Origin of the sequence: Dickeya oryzae, from assembly GCF_009372235.1 — a bacterium.
Taxonomy (GTDB): domain Bacteria; phylum Pseudomonadota; class Gammaproteobacteria; order Enterobacterales; family Enterobacteriaceae; genus Dickeya; species Dickeya oryzae.
The window spans coordinates 13,488-37,055 of the sequence record NZ_SULL01000021.1; the positions used below are offsets into that span (position 1 = coordinate 13,488).

20 protein-coding genes and 1 tRNA gene are annotated in these 23,568 nt (G+C 54.7%); 7 read left to right on the forward strand and 14 right to left on the reverse strand.

The window, feature by feature from the left end; translation table 11 throughout:
• Positions 1 to 41 precede the first annotated feature (41 nt).
• Positions 42 to 818 (reverse strand): 2OG-Fe dioxygenase family protein, encoded by a 777-nt coding sequence (locus tag FAZ14_RS19300; RefSeq protein ID WP_153509039.1) that lies wholly within the window; start codon positions 816 to 818, stop codon positions 42 to 44.
• Between the two features lie 122 nt (positions 819 to 940).
• Here FAZ14_RS19300 and FAZ14_RS19305 point away from each other — a divergent pair, with 122 nt between their 5' ends.
• From FAZ14_RS19305 to FAZ14_RS19315, 3 genes are all read left to right on the forward strand, one after another.
• The gene (locus FAZ14_RS19305) at positions 941 to 1,852 is read left to right on the forward strand and encodes a LysR substrate-binding domain-containing protein (protein ID WP_153509070.1); all 912 of its coding nucleotides are present in this window, start codon (positions 941 to 943) and stop codon (positions 1,850 to 1,852) included.
• Positions 1,853 to 2,063: 211 nt separating this feature from the next.
• Positions 2,064 to 2,300, forward strand: coding sequence for a type II toxin-antitoxin system CcdA family antitoxin (locus tag FAZ14_RS19310; protein ID WP_153509040.1), 237 nt, complete (start codon positions 2,064 to 2,066; stop codon positions 2,298 to 2,300).
• Positions 2,301 to 2,302: 2 nt separating this feature from the next.
• Positions 2,303 to 2,617 carry a CcdB family protein gene (locus tag FAZ14_RS19315; RefSeq protein ID WP_019844797.1) on the forward strand — a complete coding sequence of 105 codons (315 nt, stop codon included), beginning with the start codon at positions 2,303 to 2,305 and terminating at the stop codon, positions 2,615 to 2,617.
• Between the two features lie 164 nt (positions 2,618 to 2,781).
• Here the strand turns inward: FAZ14_RS19315 and FAZ14_RS19320 are convergent.
• The 4 genes from FAZ14_RS19320 to cuyB all read right to left on the reverse strand — a co-directional run bounded on the left by FAZ14_RS19320 (position 2,782) and on the right by cuyB (position 8,289).
• Positions 2,782 to 2,857 (reverse strand) — tRNA-Asn (locus FAZ14_RS19320).
• Between the two features lie 214 nt (positions 2,858 to 3,071).
• Entirely contained in the window at positions 3,072 to 6,182 is a 3,111-nt protein-coding gene (locus FAZ14_RS19325; protein WP_016943618.1) for a beta-galactosidase, read from the reverse strand.
• Positions 6,183 to 6,369: 187 nt separating this feature from the next.
• Positions 6,370 to 7,443 (reverse strand): LacI family DNA-binding transcriptional regulator, encoded by a 1,074-nt coding sequence (locus tag FAZ14_RS19330; RefSeq protein WP_153509041.1) that lies wholly within the window; start codon positions 7,441 to 7,443, stop codon positions 6,370 to 6,372.
• A gap of 87 nt (positions 7,444 to 7,530) precedes the next feature.
• On the reverse strand, positions 7,531 to 8,289 hold the full coding sequence (cuyB, locus tag FAZ14_RS19335) for a cysteate racemase (RefSeq protein ID WP_016943620.1): 759 nt from the start codon (positions 8,287 to 8,289) through the stop codon (positions 7,531 to 7,533).
• Positions 8,290 to 8,397: 108 nt separating this feature from the next.
• Here cuyB and hypT point away from each other — a divergent pair, with 108 nt between their 5' ends.
• On the forward strand, positions 8,398 to 9,288 hold the full coding sequence (gene hypT, locus FAZ14_RS19340; RefSeq protein ID WP_029456622.1) for a hypochlorite stress DNA-binding transcriptional regulator HypT: 891 nt from the start codon (positions 8,398 to 8,400) through the stop codon (positions 9,286 to 9,288).
• A 59-nt stretch (positions 9,289 to 9,347) separates the two neighbouring features.
• Here hypT and FAZ14_RS19345 read toward each other — a convergent pair whose 3' ends face one another.
• Positions 9,348 to 10,637, reverse strand: coding sequence for a dicarboxylate/amino acid:cation symporter (locus FAZ14_RS19345; protein WP_038926122.1), 1,290 nt, complete (start codon positions 10,635 to 10,637; stop codon positions 9,348 to 9,350).
• Between the two features lie 913 nt (positions 10,638 to 11,550).
• Between FAZ14_RS19345 and flhA the strand changes: the two genes are divergently transcribed.
• On the forward strand, positions 11,551 to 13,719 hold the full coding sequence (gene flhA / locus FAZ14_RS19350; protein WP_153509042.1) for a formate hydrogenlyase transcriptional activator FlhA: 2,169 nt from the start codon (positions 11,551 to 11,553) through the stop codon (positions 13,717 to 13,719).
• Positions 13,720 to 13,801: 82 nt separating this feature from the next.
• Here flhA and fdhF read toward each other — a convergent pair whose 3' ends face one another.
• Entirely contained in the window at positions 13,802 to 15,952 is a 2,151-nt protein-coding gene (gene fdhF / locus FAZ14_RS19355) for a formate dehydrogenase subunit alpha (protein WP_016943623.1), read from the reverse strand.
• Positions 15,953 to 15,986: 34 nt separating this feature from the next.
• On the reverse strand, positions 15,987 to 16,529 hold the full coding sequence (locus tag FAZ14_RS19360; RefSeq protein WP_016943624.1) for a 4Fe-4S binding protein: 543 nt from the start codon (positions 16,527 to 16,529) through the stop codon (positions 15,987 to 15,989).
• A gap of 566 nt (positions 16,530 to 17,095) precedes the next feature.
• On the opposite strand from FAZ14_RS19360, the gene dhiT reads away from it, so the two are divergent.
• Both dhiT and dhiA read left to right on the forward strand, forming a co-directional pair.
• Complete coding sequence (gene dhiT / locus FAZ14_RS19365; RefSeq protein ID WP_016943626.1) at positions 17,096 to 17,353, forward strand: type II toxin-antitoxin system toxin DhiT; 258 nt, start codon at positions 17,096 to 17,098, stop codon at positions 17,351 to 17,353.
• A gap of 7 nt (positions 17,354 to 17,360) precedes the next feature.
• The gene (gene dhiA / locus FAZ14_RS19370) at positions 17,361 to 17,846 is read left to right on the forward strand and encodes a type II toxin-antitoxin system antitoxin DhiA (RefSeq protein WP_016943627.1); all 486 of its coding nucleotides are present in this window, start codon (positions 17,361 to 17,363) and stop codon (positions 17,844 to 17,846) included.
• Between the two features lie 88 nt (positions 17,847 to 17,934).
• On the opposite strand, the gene hycI is transcribed toward dhiA, so the two are convergent.
• Genes hycI through FAZ14_RS19400 form a run of 6 tightly spaced genes read right to left on the reverse strand, consistent with a single transcriptional unit; the run spans position 17,935 to position 23,566 of the window.
• A complete protein-coding gene (gene hycI, locus FAZ14_RS19375; protein WP_016943628.1) occupies positions 17,935 to 18,444 on the reverse strand; it encodes a hydrogenase maturation peptidase HycI in 510 nt (169 codons plus the stop codon).
• Positions 18,437 to 18,835, reverse strand: a complete 399-nt coding sequence (locus FAZ14_RS19380) for a formate hydrogenlyase maturation HycH family protein (protein WP_016943629.1) — start codon at positions 18,833 to 18,835, stop codon at positions 18,437 to 18,439. Before FAZ14_RS19380 ends, hycI begins: the two co-directional genes overlap by 8 nt.
• Positions 18,835 to 19,623: an NADH-quinone oxidoreductase subunit B family protein gene (locus FAZ14_RS19385; protein ID WP_012885279.1), complete on the reverse strand. Its 789-nt coding sequence runs from the start codon at positions 19,621 to 19,623 to the stop codon at positions 18,835 to 18,837. Before FAZ14_RS19385 ends, FAZ14_RS19380 begins: the two co-directional genes overlap by 1 nt.
• The gene (hyfH, locus tag FAZ14_RS19390; RefSeq protein ID WP_016943631.1) at positions 19,620 to 20,189 is read right to left on the reverse strand and encodes a hydrogenase 4 subunit H; all 570 of its coding nucleotides are present in this window, start codon (positions 20,187 to 20,189) and stop codon (positions 19,620 to 19,622) included. Before hyfH ends, FAZ14_RS19385 begins: the two co-directional genes overlap by 4 nt.
• A gap of 10 nt (positions 20,190 to 20,199) precedes the next feature.
• Positions 20,200 to 21,927, reverse strand: coding sequence for a hydrogenase large subunit (locus tag FAZ14_RS19395; RefSeq protein ID WP_038926120.1), 1,728 nt, complete (start codon positions 21,925 to 21,927; stop codon positions 20,200 to 20,202).
• Complete coding sequence (locus FAZ14_RS19400; protein WP_016943633.1) at positions 21,920 to 23,566, reverse strand: hydrogenase 4 subunit F; 1,647 nt, start codon at positions 23,564 to 23,566, stop codon at positions 21,920 to 21,922. Before FAZ14_RS19400 ends, FAZ14_RS19395 begins: the two co-directional genes overlap by 8 nt.
• Positions 23,567 to 23,568: the final 2 nt, after the last annotated feature.

The following is a 23,568-nucleotide window of genomic DNA, read 5'->3' on the forward strand; positions in this document are numbered from 1 at the left end:
TTCAAATGTTGTGGAACGATCGGGTCGCTCCACAGACGGTGTCAGCGCTTGTTGAAGGTGATGACGAGGACATCGCGATAACCCTGTTGGGTGGGATCGCTTGCAAGGATTGGCGTCACTCCATGCATGGTGCGTTCGTCGTTGACGATAGCAGCGTCGAGAGGGACTGACAGCGTGTAGCGGGCGAGCTTCTGGCGATCTCTGTCGTAGATGCCCGTTTCGCCATTCAGTACGTTGACGCGGTTGACCAGCATCATGAATACGAAGCTTACACCGTCACGGTGTATTCCTTCTGGAGTGGGCAATGCTTCCGCACTGGTAGCGACGATCCGGAATTGATGAACCTCAATATGCCAATCGTAGAAAGGCGCCAGGTTGTTAAATGTGGCTCGGCACAGTTCCAGCGCCGACATCAAAATCCTCCCTGAAGCAATCGACGGCTCAATGGGGGCGAAATGTCGGGCAACACCGCCGTTAAGGGTGTTGTATGTGACACTCTGATAGTGGGGTTGTGATGGTTCAATCTGGACGCCCGAGGTCGATGTGGCACTGTAGACCCCGTGGCGTCGAAACCGATACGTCCCACCGTCTTTCATGAACTTGTCTTGTTCCAGTCGGTTCCAGCTCTCTTGGAATTCGGTCCAGTCGTCCAGCATGTCTTCATCCTCAGCGGAGAGCAGCGACTGGGTCATTTCGGATGGCAGTATGATGTAGTCTTTTTTGGCGATGATTTTGCACAGATTGTTGATGCAATTATGACTTGCAGCCTGTTTCAATCTTGGCTCAACAATGTTCGTTTTAGACGATAATATCTCCATTTATTACCCCAATATTTATTTTTTCGTTTGTTTTTGTGCAGTTGAGATTAAATTATTGGGTTCTTGCATCGGAGAGAAAAGCGATTTATCTTGAAGGAAATCTGTCAAATTTCGTCGTGGATATGAAACTTCCGTCGTTGGCCTCATTCCGCTTTTTCGAAGCGGCAGCTCAAACCGGCAGCTTTGTGAAAGCGGCTGAACAACTGCATGTGACACATGGCGCCGTCAGTCGGCAGGTGCGGCTTTTGGAAGAGGCTCTGGGTGTCGAGTTGTTCGAACGACGTAACAGGGCGATTTTCCTGAACGCAGCCGGGCGCTTATTACATGCGACGACTACCTCGGTGTTTGAGCAACTCGAAGGTGCCGTGTATCGATTGCAGCAGTCGGCGCGGGAAGATGTGATTGTGCTGTCCTGTGAGCCGACCATCGCCATGAAATGGCTGATTCCCCGACTTCCCGCGTTTCATAGTGCAAACCCTGATATTAACCTACATCTTGTGGCTGCCGGTGGACCGATTGATTTCGCCAGGTCCGGTGTCGATATGGCACTACGTCGCGATGACTTCCATTGGGATCAGGATGTTCATGCCGAGAAAATCTGTGATGAGTGGATGGGGCCGGTAACCCGTGCAAAGGAGAGATCCAAAGTGTGCTTTGACGGTGTGCGATTGCTGCACTCTGGAACGCGGCCGAAAGCATGGTCGGACTGGCAACGCTTGTCGGGTGTTTCAATGAAAGGCAGCATCCGCGTGGACTACGAACATTTCTACCTGTGTGTTCAGGCGGCGGCATCTGGCTTAGGGATGGCTATGGTTTCGTTCCTGATGGTGCAGGACGAACTGGAAAGTGGGCAGCTATATGCTCCTTACGGTTTTATTCGCGATGGTTCCAGCTATTGTCTGCTGTCGCCAAAGGCCCTGGGTCAGAACGAAAAGTGTGTACGGTTCAAAAAATGGCTCATGGCTGAGGCAGCGTCAAGCCTCTCGGTGGAATTGCCCCTATATTCCCAGACTGAAAACCACAACCTCGATTAGCGCTGTGTCCACAATAGCTGGGTAGGATCAGTGTTGCTGACACATCCCGCAAACGGCATTTTTACACCGCTGATTGCTGTAAACAACGGCCCAGGTATGGCGGCTGACGATGACGTTTGCAGGACGGAAACGGTAGCCGGGCCTGTTTTTGGTGTTATGGTAAGTGTATTATGCCGTGTAATGCACACGTATCTCATATGGGAGAGCAATCATGACCGCGAAACAACGCAACACGCAGAGCGTGACCATGACGGTAGAGCGTGCCTTACTGGTCCGGGCGCGTGAAGCGGGCATTAACCTGAGTGCCACCCTGACAACCGCACTGGATGCGGAGCTTCGCCGTTATGAAGCGAACAAATGGCAGGAAGAGAACAGGGAAGCCATTGACGCATTAAATCGTTTTCATGATGAGCACGGCTGTTTCAGTGACGAATACAGGACGTTTTAACCATGCAATTCACCGTATACGGTAATACCGGGAAAAGCGCCATTTACCCGCTGTTGCTCGATGTCACGAGCGATATTATTGGGCAGTTGAATCGTCGGATAGTGATCCCGTTGCTCCCTGTTGAAAAGTACCCGGCAGGCCGCCGACCGGATCGCCTTGTCCCCGTCGTCAGGCTGACGGACGGCAAAGAATACGCCGTAATGACGCACGAGCTGGCAAGTATCCCTGTGCAGGCGTTGGGTGCGGTGTTCTGTGATGCGTCGCAGTACCGTAATCAGGTAAAAGCCGCAATAGATTTCCTCATTGACGGCATTTAATCGTGGCTGTCGGGAGCCTGTTCCAGTTCGTCGTTAGTGCGGAACAGAAGCATCTCCCGGTTTTTGGCGTCAAGCGGAACTGGAATACCGTTCCTTATCTGCGTCCTAACGCTAAATTAAAAGCAAAAAAGCAGATGCCTTTCGACATCTGCTTTTTCTAAATTTGGCTCCTCTGACTGGACTCGAACCAGTGACATACGGATTAACAGTCCGCCGTTCTACCGACTGAACTACAGAGGAATCGTTTGAACGGGGCGCATAATAACGGGGTCCGTCGGCCATGTCAAAGGTGTAAACCACATTTTTGATGCGTTTGGCGAGGGAATGCGCAATATGCCGTTTTTTTCACATGATTGCGGCGATAAAGCTGCATTTTCGTTGTGTGGTGATGGAAAAACAGCGGGCTGACAGCAACAGAATGCTGCCAGCCCGCTAAGGCTAAGTGGGATAAAAACTAGCGTAACCGCAGTTGCAACTGGTAGCGGTAGCGAGGGGCCGTCAGCAGGAAGTCTGGTGCAACGCTGGGGCTCCAGGAGTCGTCACCGCCAACGCCCATGTGGAAGCCATCCAGATTAAGCCAGGTACCGGCTTCTGGTTGCAGCAGATGGTGATGGGTGCATGACATCAGTTGTTGCTGGCTGTAGCGGCTGATGCCGAAGTGGAAGTCACCTTCGATAAGCCAGTCGCCGTAGCACAATTCCTGGGTGTGACAGCGCAGGCCGTTTTCCGATGGGAAAATATAGGGTGTGTGCATCGACTCCAGCGGTTGTTGCCAGCGGCCGTGTAGCGCGGCAAGGCGTCGGTCGGGGTAGTTTTCATGCGGGCCGAGTCCCAGCCAGCTGACCTGTGGGTTGACTGCCGCCAGTTGCACGCAAAGGCCGATGCGAGCTGGTGAAGGCAAGTGACGGGCAATCTCGACATCGACATTTACCGTCAAGACGCCGCGCGCATCGATTCGCCACTGTTTACGGCTGATGAACAACACCTGTTGCTGATAGTGGCTGATGTGCTCGGTAGTGATCAGTACGCTGTCGCTGAGGGTGTCGGCGTGGATGTACTGGCAGTCGGTGTCGTACTGGTACAATCCGGCCAGTTTCCAGCGTTCTACCCAGGCATTCGGGTCAATACGATCGACTTCACTGATGCCGATGTCGTTATCCAGTGCTGCGCGGGTCACATTATCCTGCAACGGGCTGAGTAACTGAGGTTGCCCATCACGCCACCACTGTGTCAGCAAGCCGCTGTGGCGGTTAAACACCCAGCGCTGTTGGCCGAGTGTCACCTCGAATTGCTCATCGGTTTGGCTCAATGAGGGAGACTTGCCATCATGAACAGGTGGCAGCGGACGTGCCAGCGGCATCGGCAACTGCCATTGCTCCCAGGCGCAGCGATGACCCGCTGGTGACCAGTCGGTCGCCTTCGGCTGAATGACCTCTACGGTCAGCCACATATCAGCGTGGTGCTGCGGGGCAGGCACCTGCTCCAGCAAGGTAAGTGTCTGACTCCCTTGCGGTGCGATATCGAGCGCTACCTGGCCTGATGCCAGTAGCACGTCATCCTGCATAATGCGCCAGTGCAGCTCTTCATTATCACTGTGGCGGAACAGGTATTCACTGGTGACGGTCAGCGTCAGCGGGGCATCGTCATGGCGGCTGAACTGGAAAAATTGCTGGGCGCGCTGGGCTTCGTACAGTGCCGGGTGCGGTGTGCGATCAGGGAACACCAGACCATTGAGGCAGAACTGACGGTCGTTAGGTTTATCACCAAAGTCACCGCCGTAGGCCCAGTGTGTTTTGCCGTCTTGTTCACGCAGCAGCGCCTGATCCACCCAGTCCCAGACAAAGCCACCTTGCAGGCGTGGGTACTGGCGGAATGCCTGCCAGTAGCGGTCAAAGCCGCCAAAACTGTTGCCCATCGCGTGCGCGTATTCGCACAGAATCAGCGGACGGTGTTCACCCGGCAGGCCAATCCATTTTTTGATGGACCATTTCGGGACGGCGGGGAAGGGCTGGTCTTGATCGACGCGGGCATACATCGGGCACAGAATGTCGGTCGCTGGTGTATTGGCACCGCCGCCTTCGTATTGCACCGGCCGGGTGGGGTCTTGTTGTTTCACCCATTGGTAAAGCGCGCTATGGGTATGGCCGTAGCCAGATTCATTGCCCAACGACCAGATAATAATGCAGGGATGATTACGGTCGCGTTGTACCATGCGAGTGACGCGTTCGGCATAAGCGGGTAACCAGCGCGGGTCGTCGGACAGGCGGCTCATTGGTTGCATGCCGTGGGTTTCGATATTGGCTTCATCGACCACGTACAAGCCATAGCGGTCGCACAGCCGATACCACAACGGATGATTAGGGTAGTGGGAGCAGCGTACCGCGTTAAAGTTATGCTGTTTCATCAACAGGATATCCTGCCGCATGGTCGCTTCATCGATCGCCTGACCGTGCTGCGGGTGGTGCTCATGGCGATTAGTACCGCGGATCAGCAGCGGTTGACCGTTGAGCAACAACAAGCCGTTACGGATGGCAACCTCACGAAAGCCGACGTCATAGGCTTCTGCTTCCACCAGCGTGCCGTCGCACTCCAGCGCCACCACCGCCCGGTACAGATTGGGGTCTTCCGCGCTCCACAAGGCGGGCTGCGCCACCTCCAGTTGCAGACTCACCCTATCGTGATAGGCACCGCGTTCATCTATCGCCGGGGTGCCGAACGGTTTGCGTTGTTCACCCACCAGGCGTTCGCCCCGCCATAACTGTACCGTCAGTTGCCAGTGTTCAGCCTGGTCTTCCGGCAGGTTGGCCAGCGCGGTGACGCACAACGTACCTTGGGTGTAGCTGTGTCGCAACGGCGTGGTGAGTTGCACGTCGCGCAGGTGTACCGTCGGTTTATGCAGCAGGTAGACATCGCGATAAATGCCACTCATGCGCCACATATCCTGATCTTCCAGATAGGTGCCGTCAGACCAGCGCAGCACCATCACTGCCAGCCGGTTTTCTCCCACCTGCAGACAAGGTGTCAGGTCGAACTCTGCTGGCAAGCGGCTATCCTGAGAGTAACCGACCCATTGGCCGTTGCACCACAGATGAAAAGCAGAATTAACACCGTCGAATACGATGCGGGTTTGCCCTTGCGCCAGCCAGTCATTATCGACTGAAAATGTGAGCGAGTAACACCCGGTAGGGTTGTCTTCTGGTACGAACGGTGGGTTGACGGGAATAGGGTACTTAACGTTGGTGTAAATCGGTGCGTCGTATCCTGCTAACTGCCAGTTAGAGGGAACGGTAATCTGATCGGCATCGTTTAAATCCTGTGTCAGCCACTGTTCTGGTACGGCTTGCGGGCGAGCAAAATAGCTGAAGGTCCATTTGCCATTCAGTAACTGACGCTGGCCGGAAGGGGCATCGTCGCGTGCTGCATTCAGGTCGCGCCAGCTGGAAAAGGGCGGATGGGCGTCCAGGCGACGAATGTGTGGGCAGGCCGGGTTTTCCCAGTCGCGTCTGGCGAGAATATCCGCCAGCGAGATGCCGGATAGCGGAACATAAGCGGAAACAGTGGACATAAAACAGGCTTTCCTTTTATTGGCTGAGTTGGCTGCAAGTGAATGACTGAAAACAACTGATGAGCGGATAAATGAAATTGTGATCCGCTCACAATTTTTGTCAGGATCGCGGCTTGCCGAATATGAGTAAAGTGCAGCGATGCCGGAAAGTGGTATCGATCACAAAACCGGCATCCGCAGGGAGCGGCTAACGCTGTAGCTGCCGTGCCAGACTAATCAACTGCTGGGCGACATCCTGTGGCGACAGGGTGGAAGGGCGCCAGGCCGCGGTGGTTTGACGTGGTACCAGGGTCGTTTTTAACCGCAGTGGGGCTGGTGTGTGCGGGTGTTGCAGGCAGTCCAGCAGCCGGTTGACGCTTTCCCGGCCCAGTTGCCTGAAATCCTGACGGATGGTGGTTAACGGCGGCTGGAAATAGGCGCTGTCACGCGTATCGTCAAAACCAATGACCGAGATCTGTTCCGGTACGCGCAAGCCGTATTCATGAATCGCCCGCAGAACGCCCAGCGCCATTTGGTCGTTGGCGACGGCAATCGCGGTGGGGCGGATTGAATTTGCCAGCAGTAAATGCGCCTGCTGATACCCTGAGCTGGCGCTCCAGTCGCCTTCGGCGATGGCGCAAGGGGTTAACAGGTTGGCGGCTAGCGCTTTCTGCCAGCCCTCGTAACGCAAACGCGCCGACACCGAACTTTGCGGACCGGTCAGCAAGGCGATGCGACGGTGCCCCATTTCTACCAGATGGTCGATAGCCAGCTTCGCACCCTGCTGCGGGTCGAACATCACGCTGGGCAGGTTGGCGGTAGGTGCCGTGTCGAGAAACAACGCTGGTGTGGCCGCGCACAACTGATGGATGTGCTCCGCCTCTTCTTGCTCCAGTGGGACGTTGATGATGACGCCATCTACCCGCTGTGACAGTAATTCGTTAACGGCGCGCTGGACGTCATTACCATCGGCCGCACGTAACATGGAGATCACCACCGTGAACCCCAGTTCGCTGGCGGTCGTTTTGATGGCAGCGGCGATTTGGGATGGCGCATGCAGTGATAGGTCGATTGTCGCCAGCCCAATGGTCGTGCTACTGCGGCGCGCCAGTTGCTGTGCTACCCGATTGGGGATGTAGTGGAGCGCGGCCATCGCCTGCTCTACCTTTTCCCGTGTACGTACCGAGACGTGAGGTGCCTGATTCAGTACCCGGGAAACGGTTTGGTATGACACACCGGCGTAAGCTGCCACGTCATTGAGCGTTACTGGTTTTGCTTTCATGATGCTCTGTCAGTCGGTCTCTGCATTGTCACCTCACGTTATCATAACAAATGCCGGTGAGTGCATACCGTGGTCAACAGAGAAAAATTACGCTGCAACGAGGGGATGTGTCACTTGTCGGTAATACCAGGCGATAGTTTGTTTGATCAGTGCGTCGGTGGCATCCAGGTAGGCATCGGGTGTGGCGCTGACTTCTGGCTCCAGAATCAGCGGCAGCTCGGTGCAACCCAGAATGATTTTTTCTACCCCTTGCTGGCGCAGCGAATCGGCGACCGGCAGCAGTAGTTCGCGAGACTGGTTGAAATCACCCGCCTTGTAAGCATAGATACTGTTCATGACCGCCTGCTGCTGTGCCTCATCAGGCAGGGTGCAGCGCACCTGCTGACCACTGAGTGCATGCTGGTAGATATTGCCGCGCACGGTGGCGGTCGTCGCCAGAATGCCGACGTGATGGACGCGTTGTTCGGCGACCTGCTGGCAGGCGGCATCAATAATGCTGATCATGTCTACCTGAGTATGTCGCTTCAAATCCTCGAACCAGTAGTGCGCGGTATTGCAAGGAATGATGATGCAGGTGGCTCCCGCGTTTTCCAGAATTCTCATGTACTCAATCATCTTTTGCAGCGGCGACGGGCTGTGATTGAGAATGCACTGGGTACGGTCCGGAATATCTGGGATAGACACGGCGATCATCGGAATGTGTTCCTGATCCTTACGTGCCGGGGTTTGCCGGATAAGTTTTTGCATGGCGTCTACGGTGGCACCCGGCCCCATGCCGCCAAGAATTCCGATTACAGGGTTCACGTTTTCCGCCTCACTGCGAATAGTCTGGAGTGGAAAAATCATCGCACAGCGCCTGGAAATGTGAATTGCGAAATTCCCATCCTCTATGTATGTTTTGCATAACGCCATACACATTATGCGTAGAATGCGTTTTCAAAACGGCGGTTGATGATGCTAAATAATATTGAAACCAAATGGTTATATGATTTCATTGCACTGGAAGAACACCGCAGTTTCACGCTGGCGGCGGAGACACGTAACATCTCACAGTCGTCGTTCAGCCGACGTGTTCGGGCGCTGGAAGAGGCCGTAGGGTTTGACCTGTTTGATCGCCGGGCGCAGCCGTTGCAACTGACCGAGCAGGGTAAGATTTTTCATGCCCACATCCGCAATACCCTCGACGATCTGGAATATCAGATTCATAAATTGCACGGCGGCAGCCACTATAAAAATAAGATAACGATTGCCGCAGCCCATTCGCTGTCGGTGTTTGTGATGCCGGAATTGCTGAAAAGCGTGCCGGATGTGCAAGAGAAAATCTTCTATGTCGAATCCATCGATGTCGATGATGCGGTTCTCAACCTTAAAGAAGGGCGCAGTGACTTCATTTTCTCCTTTTATAACGAGGAGTTGATGTCAGAACCGTTTCGTCATACCCGCATTATGGATTCTACCTTGTATCCGGTTTGCGCCTGCGACGCGCTCGGCAAACCGCAGTTTGATGTGCGCGCCGCCACGTTGCCGTTACTCAATTATACCGATACCAGTTACATGGGCCGTCAGGTCAATCGCTACCTCTCCACGCTGGCATCGGAGCGTTTTACCGTGAGTTTTGTCTCCTCAATGAGTGATTTACTCAAACGTATGGTTAAGCAGGGGCACGGTATCGCCTGGCTGCCGGATTACTCGATCCGTGATGAGCTGGCGAACAAAGAGCTGACGGTGTTGAAGCTGGATAACGCAGTAATGAAGATGCAGGTGTATCTGTATCGGTTGGATGCGCGGCTGAATGTGGCGTCGGAATCATTCTGGCGGGCAATGACGGCGTTGCGAACAGCGTAATAAAAAACAGCGGCCGGGTGGCCGCTGTCTGCGTTCAAATGCTGGAGGTATGGACTGGATCAGGCGTCTTGTCTGGCCTGTTGCAACACCACTTCCGGCTCGGTTTCTTCTTCGTCGTCGGTGATGTCTTTTTCCAGACTGGCCACCACGGCGGTAGAGATACTGTTGCCGATAACGTTGGTCGCGGTGCGGCCCATATCCAGGAACTGGTCGATGCCCAGAATCAGCAGGATACCGGCTTCCGGCAGGTTGAACATCGGCAGCGTGGCGGCAACTACCACCACAGAAGCACGTGCAACGCCCGCCATCCCCTTACTGGTGATCATCAGCGTCAGCAGGATCAGGATTTGCTGGGTCATGCTCAGATCAATATTGTAGGCCTGAGCGATGAACAGGATGGCAAATGACTGGTACATCATAGAGCCATCGAGGTTGAAGGAGTAACCCAGCGGCAGCACGAAGCTGGTGATTTTCTTCGGTACACCGAAACGGGTCAGCGCATCCATGGTTTTCGGATAGGCGGACTCACTGCTGGCGGTCGCGAAGGCCAGCATGGTGGGTTCACGAATCAGGCGCGCCAGTACGGCAATAGAGCGGCCGAGGAAGGCGTAACCCACCAGGAACAACACCGCCCACAGCAGCGCCAGGCCCAGATAAAACTCACCAATCAGCTTACCGAAGTCATAGATCAGCCCCAGACCCTGAGTCGTGATGGCAGAACCGATAGCGGCAAAGACGGCGATAGGTGCCAGCGCCATCACGTAATCGGTGACACGGAACATCACTTTAGCCAGCTCTTCGATGGTAGAGAGAATGAAGTTGGCCTGTTTGTTGTGGTGCTTGACGTAAGCCAGCGCCGAGCCGAAGAACAGCGAGAACACCAGAATTTGCAGGATCTCGTTGTTAGCCATCGCTTCTATGATACTTTTCGGGAAGATATGGCTGATGAAGTTCTTCAGTGTGAAACCATCGGTATTCAGGCCGGTAGTGACGTGGCTGGCCGAAGCCACCAGGTTCATGCCGGTGCCCGGCTGGAAGAAGTTCGCCAGCATCATACCGATCAGCAATGACAGGAAAGACGCGGTAACAAACCAGGTCATGGCTTTGATACCGACGCGACCTACGGCAGAAGAGTTACCCATACTGGCCAGGCCGGAAACCAGGGTTGCGAATACCAGCGGTGCAATGATCATCTTGATCAGACGCAGGAAAATATCGGTAACCATATTAAAGTACGACGCCACTTCTTTGGCGCGGGCGCCATCCAGATAAGTGTGGCATGCCCAGCCAATCAGAATACCGAGCACGATCGCCAGCATTATCTGTATTAATAACTTCTGCCTTTGCATATAAACCTCATGTTGATGAATGTACCCAGACAACACCAGTGTTATTGCAGCGTAGCGGTCAGATATGCCGTAAGACATGCGTGGACCGATACCCTGATTTGTTTGTGGGGTGCTGTGTCTGCCGCGCCGAATATTACAACGAATTGCGCGCTTTGCCCTTTTTTTCTGCGAAGAAAATGAAATGCATCACTTAATCGGGCTCAAAATACGCTATTTTTCGGTTATTCATCACGAAAATCTTAACTGGCTATCGTTGGTATGATTTAAATAAATCCATAATTTTCAATTAATTAGTGTTTATTTTTTTGTGGTGAAAGGTGGTTTTTGCACTAATCATAACTTTTTCTTATATCTTGGATGAAGTCAGCAATATCACCAATAATGACCGGGGGATTTATCGCTAAGGGAGGATGACGGTATTATTGATTGATAACGTGTTGGATTAATAAACAGGAATTACCCTTCGTATTTATAAAAATATAATGGGCCGTGGGATGAAGAGTGATGTTGACCATGAAATAAAAATGACAGTCATTTTAATCACCTGCCTGTATTGCGTAAAAATGGAACGCAAATGTTGTTTTCATTCTCTGCATGTAATTGGAATGTTGCAATGAAGTGCTTTTGTGGTGGAGTTTTATACACTCGGCGCGAAAAGAAAAAACACGAAACCGTACTTGCCGCCGTGTGAGAAGGTGATGATAATCACACCGTTTGCAGCCTTAATTATAAATAATTCTTATTATTACCTGTCTGGCCACTGATCACCGCTCATCGGATAACCGGTTGTGGCTCGCTAACCCCGGTTTAGCACGATTCAGATCAAGCTATTGGTGAGGTGACGTGTCATTTCACCAGTGAAGCACTTACACTATTTCCCCACACTATCTATGGAGATTGGATTACGGTGGTTATGGCGACACGACTGACAGACTCCCCGTCCCGGCTGTCTATTCTCTGGCAGGATGCCTTGTTGAAAATTTCTCAGTCGCTGTTGCAACAGCGCACCCTACCTGATCTGTTGCAGTGCCTGGACGGTGTGTCGTTCTCGGTGGTGCGGTTTGGTCGCGTCAACGTCATCCTGCTCGACCCTTTGCGTAACCAGATGCATTTCTACCGCCACGATCGTGACTCCGGGCGGACGCTGTGTAGCGAAGAGGCGATTCTGCTGGCCAATGGCCCCGGTGGTGTCGTGTGGAGCACTCAAACCGTGCTGCACTGTGACCGGACACACTTTCAGCGTGATTTCCCCCATCTGACCGATCTGCCCGCCTACGCCGGATTAAGCGACTATTGCCAGTTGCCGCTGCGTGGCACCCAGCGAGTACTGGGCGGGGTCGAATTTCTTAAAACCGACGGCAGCCGCTTTACTGACAGCGAACTGGATTTTTTTCAGGCGCTGGCAGGCGTGGTTGCACTGGTGGTGGAAAATATTCGTGAGCGTGAGCAAGTGTTGCAGGAAGAAGAGCGGTTGCGCCACGAGCGGGATCACCTGCGTATTCTGGTGGATGTCACCAATACCGTGATTTCCAAACTGGAGCTGAAAGCGCTGGCGCTGGAGGTGTCGCGCGAGATCCACCGCTTCTTTGGTATTGATTTTATCGCGCTGGTGCTGAAAGACGGCGAAGAGCAAGACAACCCACTGAAGTATCTTGCCACGGTGTATCCGGCATCCGGCGCACCCAAAACCGTACAAGGCGAAGTGGAGCGGGCGCAAACACTGGCTGACAGCGTGATGGCTCAACATCAGCCGCAACTGATAGACGTACCGACACGACTGGCGGCTAAAGACCCACGTCCACTTTGTCAGTGGTTTGACCGTGAGTTGTCTCATGTGTGTCTGTTGCCGTTGGTATTCGGGAACCGCACACTCGGTGTACTGGAGCTGGCGCATCGCACTGCGCTTGCTGTGAGCGAGGCTGACCTGCGGCTGCTGCGGCAAATTGCTGCCCGCATCGCCATTGCGCTGGATAATGCGCTGGCGTATGAGCAAATTACCCGGCTGAAGGATTCGTTGATCCATGAAAACTTCTATCTGACGGAGCAACTGACCGAACATATCCATCAGCGCAGTGGCGACGAGTTTGGCGAGATTATTGGCCGTAGCGCAGCGATTCGACAGGTACTGGAACAGGTGGCGATGGTCGCCGCCAGTGACAGTACGGTGTTGATTTTGGGAGAAACGGGCACCGGTAAAGAGTTGATTGCCCGCGCTATTCATAGCCTGAGCCAACGTAAATCACAACGCATGGTGAAAATGAATTGTGCCGCGATTCCTTCTGGCCTGTTGGAAAGCGACCTGTTCGGACATGAGAAAGGGGCGTTTACCGGCGCGACCAGCCAGCGTCAGGGGCGCTTTGAGCTGGCGGATAACAGCACGTTATTTTTAGATGAAGTTGGGGATATTCCGCTGGAGTTGCAGCCCAAGCTACTGCGGGTACTACAGGAGCGGGAGATAGAGCGGCTGGGCGGCAGTAAGATTATCCCGGTGAATGTGCGGTTAATTGCCGCGACTAACCGTGACCTGAAACAAATGGTGGCGGACCGTGAGTACCGTAGCGATCTTTACTATCGCCTCAATGTGTTCCCGATTGTTATTCCGCCGTTACGTGAGCGACCGGAAGACATCCCACTGCTGGTGAAGTTTTTTACCCGCAAGATAGCCCGTCGTATGAACCGTACTATCGACAGTATCCCTTCCGATATGCTGCGTCAGTTGAGTCGCTTGCCGTGGCCCGGCAACGTGCGGGAACTGGAAAATGTGGTGGAGCGGGCGGTGATCCTGACACGCGGCACCACGCTCAACTTACATATGGATGAACTCCAGCACCATTTGTCGCCGCTGGATGTGCCCAAACCCGCGCACTATGAGATTATGCCGACAGTAGAGCCCACTCCTGTGCCGCAGGAGGCCGACGACGAGTCAGAACGCGAGCGCATCATCCGGGTTTTACGGGAAACCAATGGGATTGTTGCTGGCCCGAAAGGCGCGGCGGCACGCCTTGGCCTTAAACGCACCACGTTATTGTCGCGTATGCAGCGTATGGGGATTTCCGCCCGGGAAATTGAAGGGATTTCGTAACGACGACGGTGGTAGCGGAAAACGCGGAAAAAGGAGGGGGACGCAATAGCAGCCCCCTCTTGACGGAGAGGGCTGAGAGGGATTAACCCGCGACTTCGGCTTCTTTACGCAGACGGGCTTTCAAGGCGCTGTATTCCTGTCTGACATAGTTTTCCGCCCAGTTCTGGTCGGCGATCGGTTCCAGTTTCACCGCGCAGTGCTTGTACTCCGGGGTTTTGGCGATCGGGTCAACTTCATCCAGTGTCAGCTCGTTACAGGCACCAATCCACCACTGATAAGTCATGTAAACCGCACCTTTATTGATGCGTTCACTGACCATCGCCCGGCTGATGACTTTGCCACGGCGTGATGCCACCCAGGTGAGTTGCTGGTCACGGATGCCCAGTTTGGCGGCGTCTTCTGGGTTCATCTGCACGTAACCCGGTTCGTCTGCCAGTGTTTGCAGCGCGGTACAGTTACCGGTCATGGAGCGGCAAGAGTAGTGGCCCACTTCACGCACGGTGGAGAGCACCAGCGGGTAATCGGCGTCGGTTTGCTCCATCGGCGGGTGCCATTCTGTTGCAAACAATAACCCTTTACCGTTCGGGCGGTCGAACTTGTTACCTGCATACAACCACGGTGTGCCGGGGCTGTCTTCGGTCAGGCACGGCCACGGGATATAACCCAGCCCGGCCATTTTCTCGTAGGTGGCACCGTAGTAAAGCGGGCACAGGTTACGCAACTCATCCCAGATTTCCTGAGTGTTGTTGTAATGCATCGGATAGCCCATGGCGGTAGCCATCAGGCTGATGATTTCCCAGTCTGGCTTCACATTGCCTTTGGGTTCCACCGCTTTATAGAAGCGCTGGAAGCCGCGGTCAGCCGCAGAATACACCCCTTCATGCTCACCCCAGGAGGTTGCCGGGAAGATGACATCCGCCACGGCGGCGGTTTTGGTCATGAAGATATCCTGAACGATCAGCAATTCCAGTTGATTGAAGGTTTCGCGCACCACCGACAAGTCTGGCTCGGTTTGCAGCGGGTCTTCCCCCATCAGGTAATTGGCTTTGATTTTGCCTTCTTTGATCATGTGCGGGACATCGGTCAGCGAGTAGCCGATGCGGTCAGACAGCGACGGCACACCCCAGGCTTTGGCAAACTTCTCACGCACGTCCGCTTCAGTGACTTTTTGGTAGCCGGGGAACTGGTTCGGCAGCGCACCCATATCACAGGCACCCTGAACGTTGTTTTGTCCACGTACCGGGCCGACGCCGACATTCGGGCGACCGAGGTTGCCGGTCAGCAGTGCCAGGCCAGACAGGCCTTTCACCACGTCCACCCCTTGTGTCCACTGGGTGACACCCATGCCCCACAGTATGGTGGCTGACGGTGCCGCGGCATACATGCGAATGGCATCGCGGATTAACTGCGGGTCAAGGCCAGTGATATCTGCCACGTATTCCGGGGTGTATTTCGCCACAATGGCGCGATATTCATCGAACCCTTCGGTGTGTTGCGCCACGAAACTTGAGTTATACAGCCCTTCGTTGATCAGGACGTTGGCAAACGCGTTGACCAGTGCCATGTTGGAGCCGTTTTTCAGCGGCAGCCACAGGTCGGCGATACGGGCGGTTTCGATATGGCGTGGGTCACAAACGATAACTTTGGCACCGCGCTCTTTCGCTTTGATGATGCGACGCGCCACGATCGGGTGAGAGTCGGCAGCGTTGTAACCGAAGACTAAAATGCAGTCGGTTTTTTCGATTTCGCAAATCGAGTTACTCATGGCCCCGTTACCCAGTGTCACCTGCAACCCGGAAACAGACGGGCCGTGGCAGACGCGGGCGCAACAGTCGATGTTGTTGGTGCCGGTCACCGCGCGGGCGAATTTCTGCATCACATAGTTGGTTTCGTTACCCGGACCACGGGATGAACCGGTGTGCATGATGGCGTCCGGGCCGTATTTCTCTTTGATGGCTTTCAGGCGAGAACTGGCGAAGTCGATGGCTTCTTCCCAGGAGACGACCTCAAACGGCGCGCCTTTCTGGCGGCGGATCATCGGTTGTTTGAGACGTGGGGTTAACAGTTTGGTGTCGTTGAGAAAATCCCAACCATAGTAGCCTTTTAAGCACAGCTCACCTTCGTTGGTCAGGCCGTTGGCACCTTCTGCACCGACGACTTTGCCATTTTCCACCAACAGGTTAATTTTGCAGCCTGACCCACAATATGGGCAGACGGTAATCACTTTCTGCATGACATTGCTCTCCTTCATCGTACCGACGGCACGCTCAGAATTTCATTTCCGCGGCTTCATCAAGTGCTGCGCGCCGCTGTTTACGTTGGATCATCTCCTGAATGTCGTCTCTGCTTATCAGGTGCAGGGCTTTGGTGGGGCAGACTTCGACACAAGCCGGACCGTTGGCACGTCCTTCACACAGGTCACACTTGTGCGCTTCCGCCTTAATGCAGTTGCCCAGCGTCTGATAATGGCTGATACGCGCTACCGGTTTACTGATCACCGTCATGGCACCGTAGGGGCATGCCACTACGCAGGTTTTGCAACCAATGCATTTCTCTTGCTGCACCCGGATATGATCGCCGGCATGGACGATCGCCCCGTTAGGGCAAACATTTGCACAGGGTGCGTCTTCACAGTGACGGCACTGAATTGTGGTGCTGACATTCAGCCCCTTCACCACTTTTAGTCGCGGTGCGAAATGCTCTGCAGACAGCGATGACGGGTTACCATCACTGTGGGCCAGCACGCAGGCGATTTCGCAGGTGCGGCAGCCAATACATTTCTTGGGGTCTGCTAAAACGAACCGGTTCATGACAGGGTCTCCTTCCGCGGCTCTGGTTGACTAAAGGTTATGTCGACGGCATGGCACCGACACATCGCCATACACAAAGCAGGGTTTATGCCAGAATGAATGCTTATGATTTAGTGGTTTGATTTATAAAAGATTAAAGGCGAATGGATGATGAAAGTCGGCGTGATAAATGGGCGGATGTCGAGTGTCGACGACCGCCTTCGGCAGATTTGACGATGTATACCTGACGTCGGATAGAGCGGGGGCCTGGGCACTTGTTTGTAATACGCATTCCAGATCTGAACATTCTCTATCGAGGTAAGGTCATCCGGCATTTATTGTGGCAGCGGTGGCAGCGGTGGCAGCGGCACGACAGCGGCTGAAATGGATACGTTGTGTGGTGATCAGGTTTGTGGTGATCAACAGCACGTTCATTTCCCGTGACAGTTTCCGGAGCAAGTTAATCCGAAGAAAGTTAAAAGGGCCTCCGCAGGGGGAGAACTGAAAGAATATTAAGCAGAGTATTGAAAAAGGAGATTGTATCCCATGGGATACAAGAGTACTCTGTTGATGGACAAGGAGTGTTAATGCCTGAGATTGACAGACTGGCAGGGTTAATCTTCCATCTGTACTTTTACGATGATGAGCGGCACCACTTGCCGCATGTGCATGTCTGCTACGGCAATCATGAACTTATCATCAGTATTCGTACCGGAACCGAGATAGAGGGATATCTGCCAAATACCAAACGTAAGCTGGCGATTGCACATATCATGGCGCATCGTGAGCAATTGCTGAGTATGTGGGCACAGGCGGTCATCGGGAAGAATCCGGGAAAATTGTGAGGTGTTTATGCATAAGATTGTGGATGTTGACGCGATTGGCGATTTTTCGTTGCGTCTGACCTATGACGACGGCCTGATATACGACGTTAACCTGTATCGCTATGCCTCATATCCTGTGTTTTTACATGCCAGCCAGTTTATCCGATTTGGGTTATTACCTGATGGTTCGCTGGAATGGCCGGATATCACGATCTCTTCGTCCGCATTACGGGAAAAGGGAACATATGTTGGCCACACCCTGGCGGTGAGGGAGCGGAATTTTGCCGATATTATCTCCCGAGCCTTCTATGATGCCGTGATTGAGAACCGGCCTGAAATTCTGCAGGCGGCACTGAAAATCGCAGTAGACAAACATGGCAACAGTACGGTGGCCAAAGAAGCGGGAGCCAAGAGCCGTACCAGCTTGTATAAATCGCTGAATAAAAATACTAATGTCAGCCTGGCGACGGTAGTTAGCCTGGCCCACACCGTGTTGCAACTGGAAGAGAAATAGGCGCGCGGTTTCGGGGCAGAGACAGAATCCGGTCTGCCTGCTACCCCCTTGGGCGGTCAGCGGTATAGCTTGTTACTGTGCGGGCATGTCACGCCATCACCTCAAACCCGCCATTCCCTTCCCAGCCTTCAAGGCGTTGGTGTAGTTGTTCCACCGCACGGGTGACTTCCGGACTAATCGGGAAATAAAACGCCACCAGAGCGGGTTGAATACCGACGAAAATCACTTCGGGAATATCTTCTTTCAGGCTGTCGATCAGATAGTTCAACGGCAGGCTGTGGGTATTCATCAGCATGTCTTCGGCGATGCGCTCCGGGTCGACGATACGGATTTCACCTGGCGCCAGCCCCATGTCGGTGGCATCCACCACCAGCAGGCGACGAGGTTTTAGTTCCCGCAGTGTGTGTGCCGCATTTTCCGGAATGGCTCCGCCGTCGATGGCTGACCAGCCCACCACCGGATGCTGGTTCATGCGCTCTGCCAACAGCGGGCCTGCGCCATCATCCCCCATCAGGGTATTGCCGACCGCCAGCACGATATTTTCGATATACAGTGGCGCTTCATTGGGCAGATGTTCTGTGTGCAGATGTTCAGTCATCGATACGTTTCACCATCAGATAAAGAGCCGGTTCCCGTTGCATCGCGGCGAGATACTCCATCAATGTCGCGGTCCATTCCGGGTGACTGTCGTGTTGAGCCAACGCGCTGAAAGCACCGCCCAGCAGGGCGGTGTGGGTATGGTCGATGGTGATTTCACCAAAGCGTAACAGACCGAGCATTTTGCGGCGGGCTTCGTCATCGCTCAACTGGCCGACCCAACCTTCGAAGTCCGCCAGCGGGCACTGCAATACCTGCTTCAGGCAGTCGATGACGCCAACGTGATGACCAATCGCCAGCGAGTAGTACATCACCTGTTGTGCCTGCTCCGGTATTTTGTCGCGGCTGTCGAGAAATTTGCGGTTCAGGGCATAGAAACGCACACTGCTCATCACAGGATCTCCCCATTCAACATGGCATGGTAAATGCGCAACAACCGGCCAGCGATTTCGTTCAGCCGTGGGTCGTTGTGTTGATCAAGCCAGCCGGTAACGCGCTGCTCGAACCCCTCCAGCGGCTGGTTTTCCAGCAGCCCAAGGAAACGATCGCTGATTTCACGCCCCTGACGGTATCCCGCCATCAGGCGGGCCTCCCGTTCTACCTGCACGCGTAAATCCAGCGGCAGTGCCGGATGAATCAGTGCGGCTTTCTCATTGTCGCCCTGCTGGTGGTCGCTGCCGTGCAGTTTTTGTTCCAGCAGCCCCAGTGCGACCGCAAAACCGTAAATCGTCGCAGCGGGTGTCGGTGGGCAGCCGGGGATATAAACATCGATCGGCACAATTTTGTCGCTGCCACCCCATACACAGTACAGGTCGTGGAAGATGCCGCCGCCGCAACCGCAGGCACCGTACGAAATACAGATTTTCGGGTCTGGCGCGGACTCATAGGCACGTAACGCCGGTGTCCGCATAGCACGGGTGACCGCACCGGTGAACAGCAGAATATCGGCATGGCGTGGTGACGCCACCACCTTGATACCGAAGCGTTCGGCGTCGAACAGCGGTGTAATAGCGGAGAAAATCTCTATCTCGCAACCGTTGCAACCGCCGCAGTCCACACGGTAAACATAGGCGGAACGCTTGATATCCTTCAGCAGCGTTTTTTTCAACTGCTGAGCGTGTTCGTCCAGCGTAATCGGGGTGGTCTGGTAATGGTCGACCCCATTGGGCAGCATACTCATTGTGCATTCCCCTTGTGAGTGGACGGGGCGGACAGGTGCTGACTCAACTGCACATTGCCCTGATGGTTCATGTTCTGTTTGCGTTTGCAGTCCGGACAGGTTTCAAACTGGTGGCGGCGTGCTTCCACCTCATTTTCCGGTACCCCAGCGTGTGCCAGCAGCGCCATGGCGTACTCCACTTCTTTTTGCGGGGCGAACGGCTGTTGGCAGACATGGCAGTTCAGTAACCGGAAGGTGGCACGCTGATACAGGTCGGCCTTGTTGGCGACCGCCATTTCAAACTCTTGTGACAACACGATGGCACGGGTCGGGCACACTTCTTCACAACGGCCGCAGAATATGCAGCGGCCGAGGAACAGTTGCCAGGTACGGGTGCCGTTGTCCAGATCGTTGGCCATCGTCAGGGCATTAGCCGGGCAGGCCATGGTACAAGCAGCACAACCGATACACTGCTCAGGGTCATACTCCGGTTTACCGCGAAATCCGGTGGGTACCGCCAGCGGCGCGAACGGGTATTTCACCGTACTGTTGCCTGCCTTGAGGATGGTTTTAAATAATTTAATCATGGGGCCTCCCTCATTTCAGCGGCGAGCGGGTACGTTCCAGCCCGTAGCGTTCGATCTCTTTATACGGCACGGTGGTGATTTTCTTTTTACGGACGTCCACCAGTGTGACGCGGTCGGTACAGGAGTAGCAGGGATCAAGGCTGCCGATGATCAACGGTGCATCCGAGATGGTGTTGCCGCGTAACATAAAGCGCAGTACCGGCCAGTTGGCGTAGGTGGCGGCACGGCAGCGCCAGCGGAACAGCTTCTGGTTATCGCCGGTCATACTCCAGTGGATATCTTCGCCGCGTGGCGCTTCGGTAAAGCCCAGCGCAAATTTATGCGGTTGATAGTTGATGTGCTCGTTGAGGATTGGCCCTTCCGGCATGTTGTCCAGCCCGAATTCAATCATCGCCAGCGAGGTGAACACTTCGCGTACCCGCACTAGTACACGGGAGTAGACGTCGCCGCCATCCAGATGATGCAGTTCCATCGGCAGGTCCAGGTAGCCGGAGAACGGATGGTCGACACGCACATCGCGCTGGAAGCCGCTGGCGCGAATCATCGGGCCTACCGGGCTGTAGTCACGTGCGACCTGACGGTCCAGCACGCCGATACCCTGGGTACGTTGCGTCATGTTGGCGGTGCCCAGCAGCATGTCCGTCAGTTGTGTAACCTCTTCGCGCATTTCACGAATCAGTTTGATGGTTTTCAGCCGGTCTTCTTTCAGGATGTCGCGGCGAATACCGCCAATCAGATTCAGGCCGTAGGTTTTACGCGCACCGGTCAGCATTTCGGCGATTTGCATCGATTTCTCACGCACCCGGAAGAACTGCATGAAGCCGGTGTCGAAACCCACAAAGTGGCTGGACAACCCGATGTTCAGCAGGTGACTGTGCAGACGCTCCACCTCCAGCAGAATGCTGCGGATTGTGTGGGCGCGGGCGGGTACTATCACACCTAACGCATTCTCGATAGACGAGGTATAGGCCACGCTGTGAGTGAAACCACAGATGCCGCACACCCGGTCGGACAGGAACGTGACTTCGTTGTAACCCATGCGGGTTTCCGCCAGCTTTTCCATACCGCGATGCACGTAGAACAGGCGGTAATCCGCATCAATGATTTGCTCACCGTCGACGAACAACCGGAAATGTCCCGGTTCATCGGAAGTGATATGCATGGGGCCGATAGGCACGACACGGGTGTCGCCGGTGGCTTCATTAATAAAGGTGTAGGATTCGTCATCGCGGGTAGGGGCCGGGCGCTGGCGGTAATCCATGGCGTCTTTACGCAGCGGGTAGAGTTCGTCTGGCCAGTCATCCGGCAGCACCAGTCGGCGTTCATCCGGCAGGCCGACCGGAATCAGCCCGTACATATCACGCACTTCACGCTCGCCCCACACGGCGGCAGGTACACGCGGTGTCACCGAGGGGAATTCCGGCACTGTTGGGTTAACCAGCGCTTTCACTACCACCCAGCACTTCTCACCCTGTTCCATCGACAGCACATAGTAGACGGCGAAATGGCCGTTGAGGGTGCGTTCGTCGTTACCAAACAAGACGGACAACCAACCGCCGTGCTGGTAGTAAAGGTATTCGACGACTTCCGGCAACTGATGCAGTTTGACGGTGATCGTCAATTGGTTGGCGGTTTGCCGTTCTTCTTCCAGAATCACCGTCGGGAATTGCTGTCTGACATGAGCGACATAATTCGCGCCCAGATTTTCAGCGTTGGTCGCGTTGGATGAATTAATCACGGTACATCTCCTGACGGGAAGGGGTTAACGATGAAGCAGGTGCCGTATCCGGCGTGGTAGTACTCGGCGTAGTAGTGCGTGCGCTCAGTGCGGGCCAGCCCATGCTGGGTTGTCCCTGTTCACCGGCTTGATTGCCGTTCAACGCATTACCGTTCAACACAATGGCCGTAGCACGCTCAAGTAAATGGGTGACCGGTTGTGGAATGCGGGTACCCATCACTAGCATTAATACCAGCAGGATCAGCATTGGCGCGGTGGTGAGCCAGCCCAGCTCACCTTTACTGACCGCTTCCGGCTTGCTACCCAGCACACTGGTGGCGATCATGCGTACCAGCCCGGCGAGCACGACGGTCAACAGCACCAGTAACACCAGCACCAACGGTAAATGGCCTGCATGGATACCGGCGGTTACCGTCATAAATTCGCTCAGGAATACGTTGAATGGTGGCATGCCGCCCAGCGCCAGTGCGCCACCGGCCAGCAGTGCGCCGGTAATCGGTGCAACACGCAGGATGCCTTTCACCGCATCCATATCACGGGTGCCGTATTTCAGCAGTACGTTACCGGAACCACAGAACAGCAGGGTTTTCGCCAGGCTGTGATTTAAGGTATGCAGCAGTGCCGCCAGAATACCGAGCGGGCCACCGATGCCGAGGGCGACGGCGATCAATCCCATGTTTTCCACACTGGAATAGGCCAGCAGGCGTTTCATGTCGCGCTGCACCAGAATCAGGAACGCCGCGACAGCTACCGACAGCAGACCGAAGACCAGCAACAGCCGTTGCGGGAATTCCGGGCCGATGGCCGCACTGATCAGGATGGTGTAGCGCACGATAACCAACAGTGCGCAGTTGAGCAGTACCGCAGAGAGCAGGGCACTGGTCGGGCTTGGTGCCTCACTGTGGGCATCCGGTAACCAGGCATGCATCGGGAACAGGCCGGTCTTGGTACCGAACCCGATCAGAATAAAGATAAATGCCAGGTGCATCAGCGTGCTGTCCAGCTCACCGGCATGCTTGAGCACTTCCGTCCAGAAAATGGCATTGCCCGGTTCTGCCATCACGTTGGCGGCGTTGGCATACACCAGCACCGTACCGTAAAGACCGAACGCGACGCCGACGGTACAAATAATGATGTATTTCCATGCGGCTTCCAGCGAGGAACGCTGACCGTACAGCCCCACCAGAAATGCTGAACTCAAGGTAGTGGCTTCAATCGCCGCCCACATCAGGATCAGGTTATTACTGGTGATCACCAGCAACATGGTGAACAGGAACAGATGGAAGAAGCCGTAGTAGTGGCACAGCGTGGTAACGCTGACTTCGCCGCTGTCGACTTCGTGGCGCATGTACCCCATTGAGTAGAGGCCGGTAAGAAAGCCGATGACGCCAAGAATCGCCAGGAATAGCGCACTCAGGCTGTCGAGGTGCAGCCAGCGATGCGCTGCCAGCAATTCACCTTGCTGGTAGACAGTCCAGACTACCAGTAATGCCACCAGTAGCAGGGCACTGATGCCCGCCAGATGAATCAGGCTCACCAGCGAGCGTGCCGCCGCGCCCGTAAAGCGGCAGGCGAACGCCAGCAGGGCGACGACAAACGGCACACCCAGCAGCAGGGAAAAAAGATCCAAAGTCGTCATGG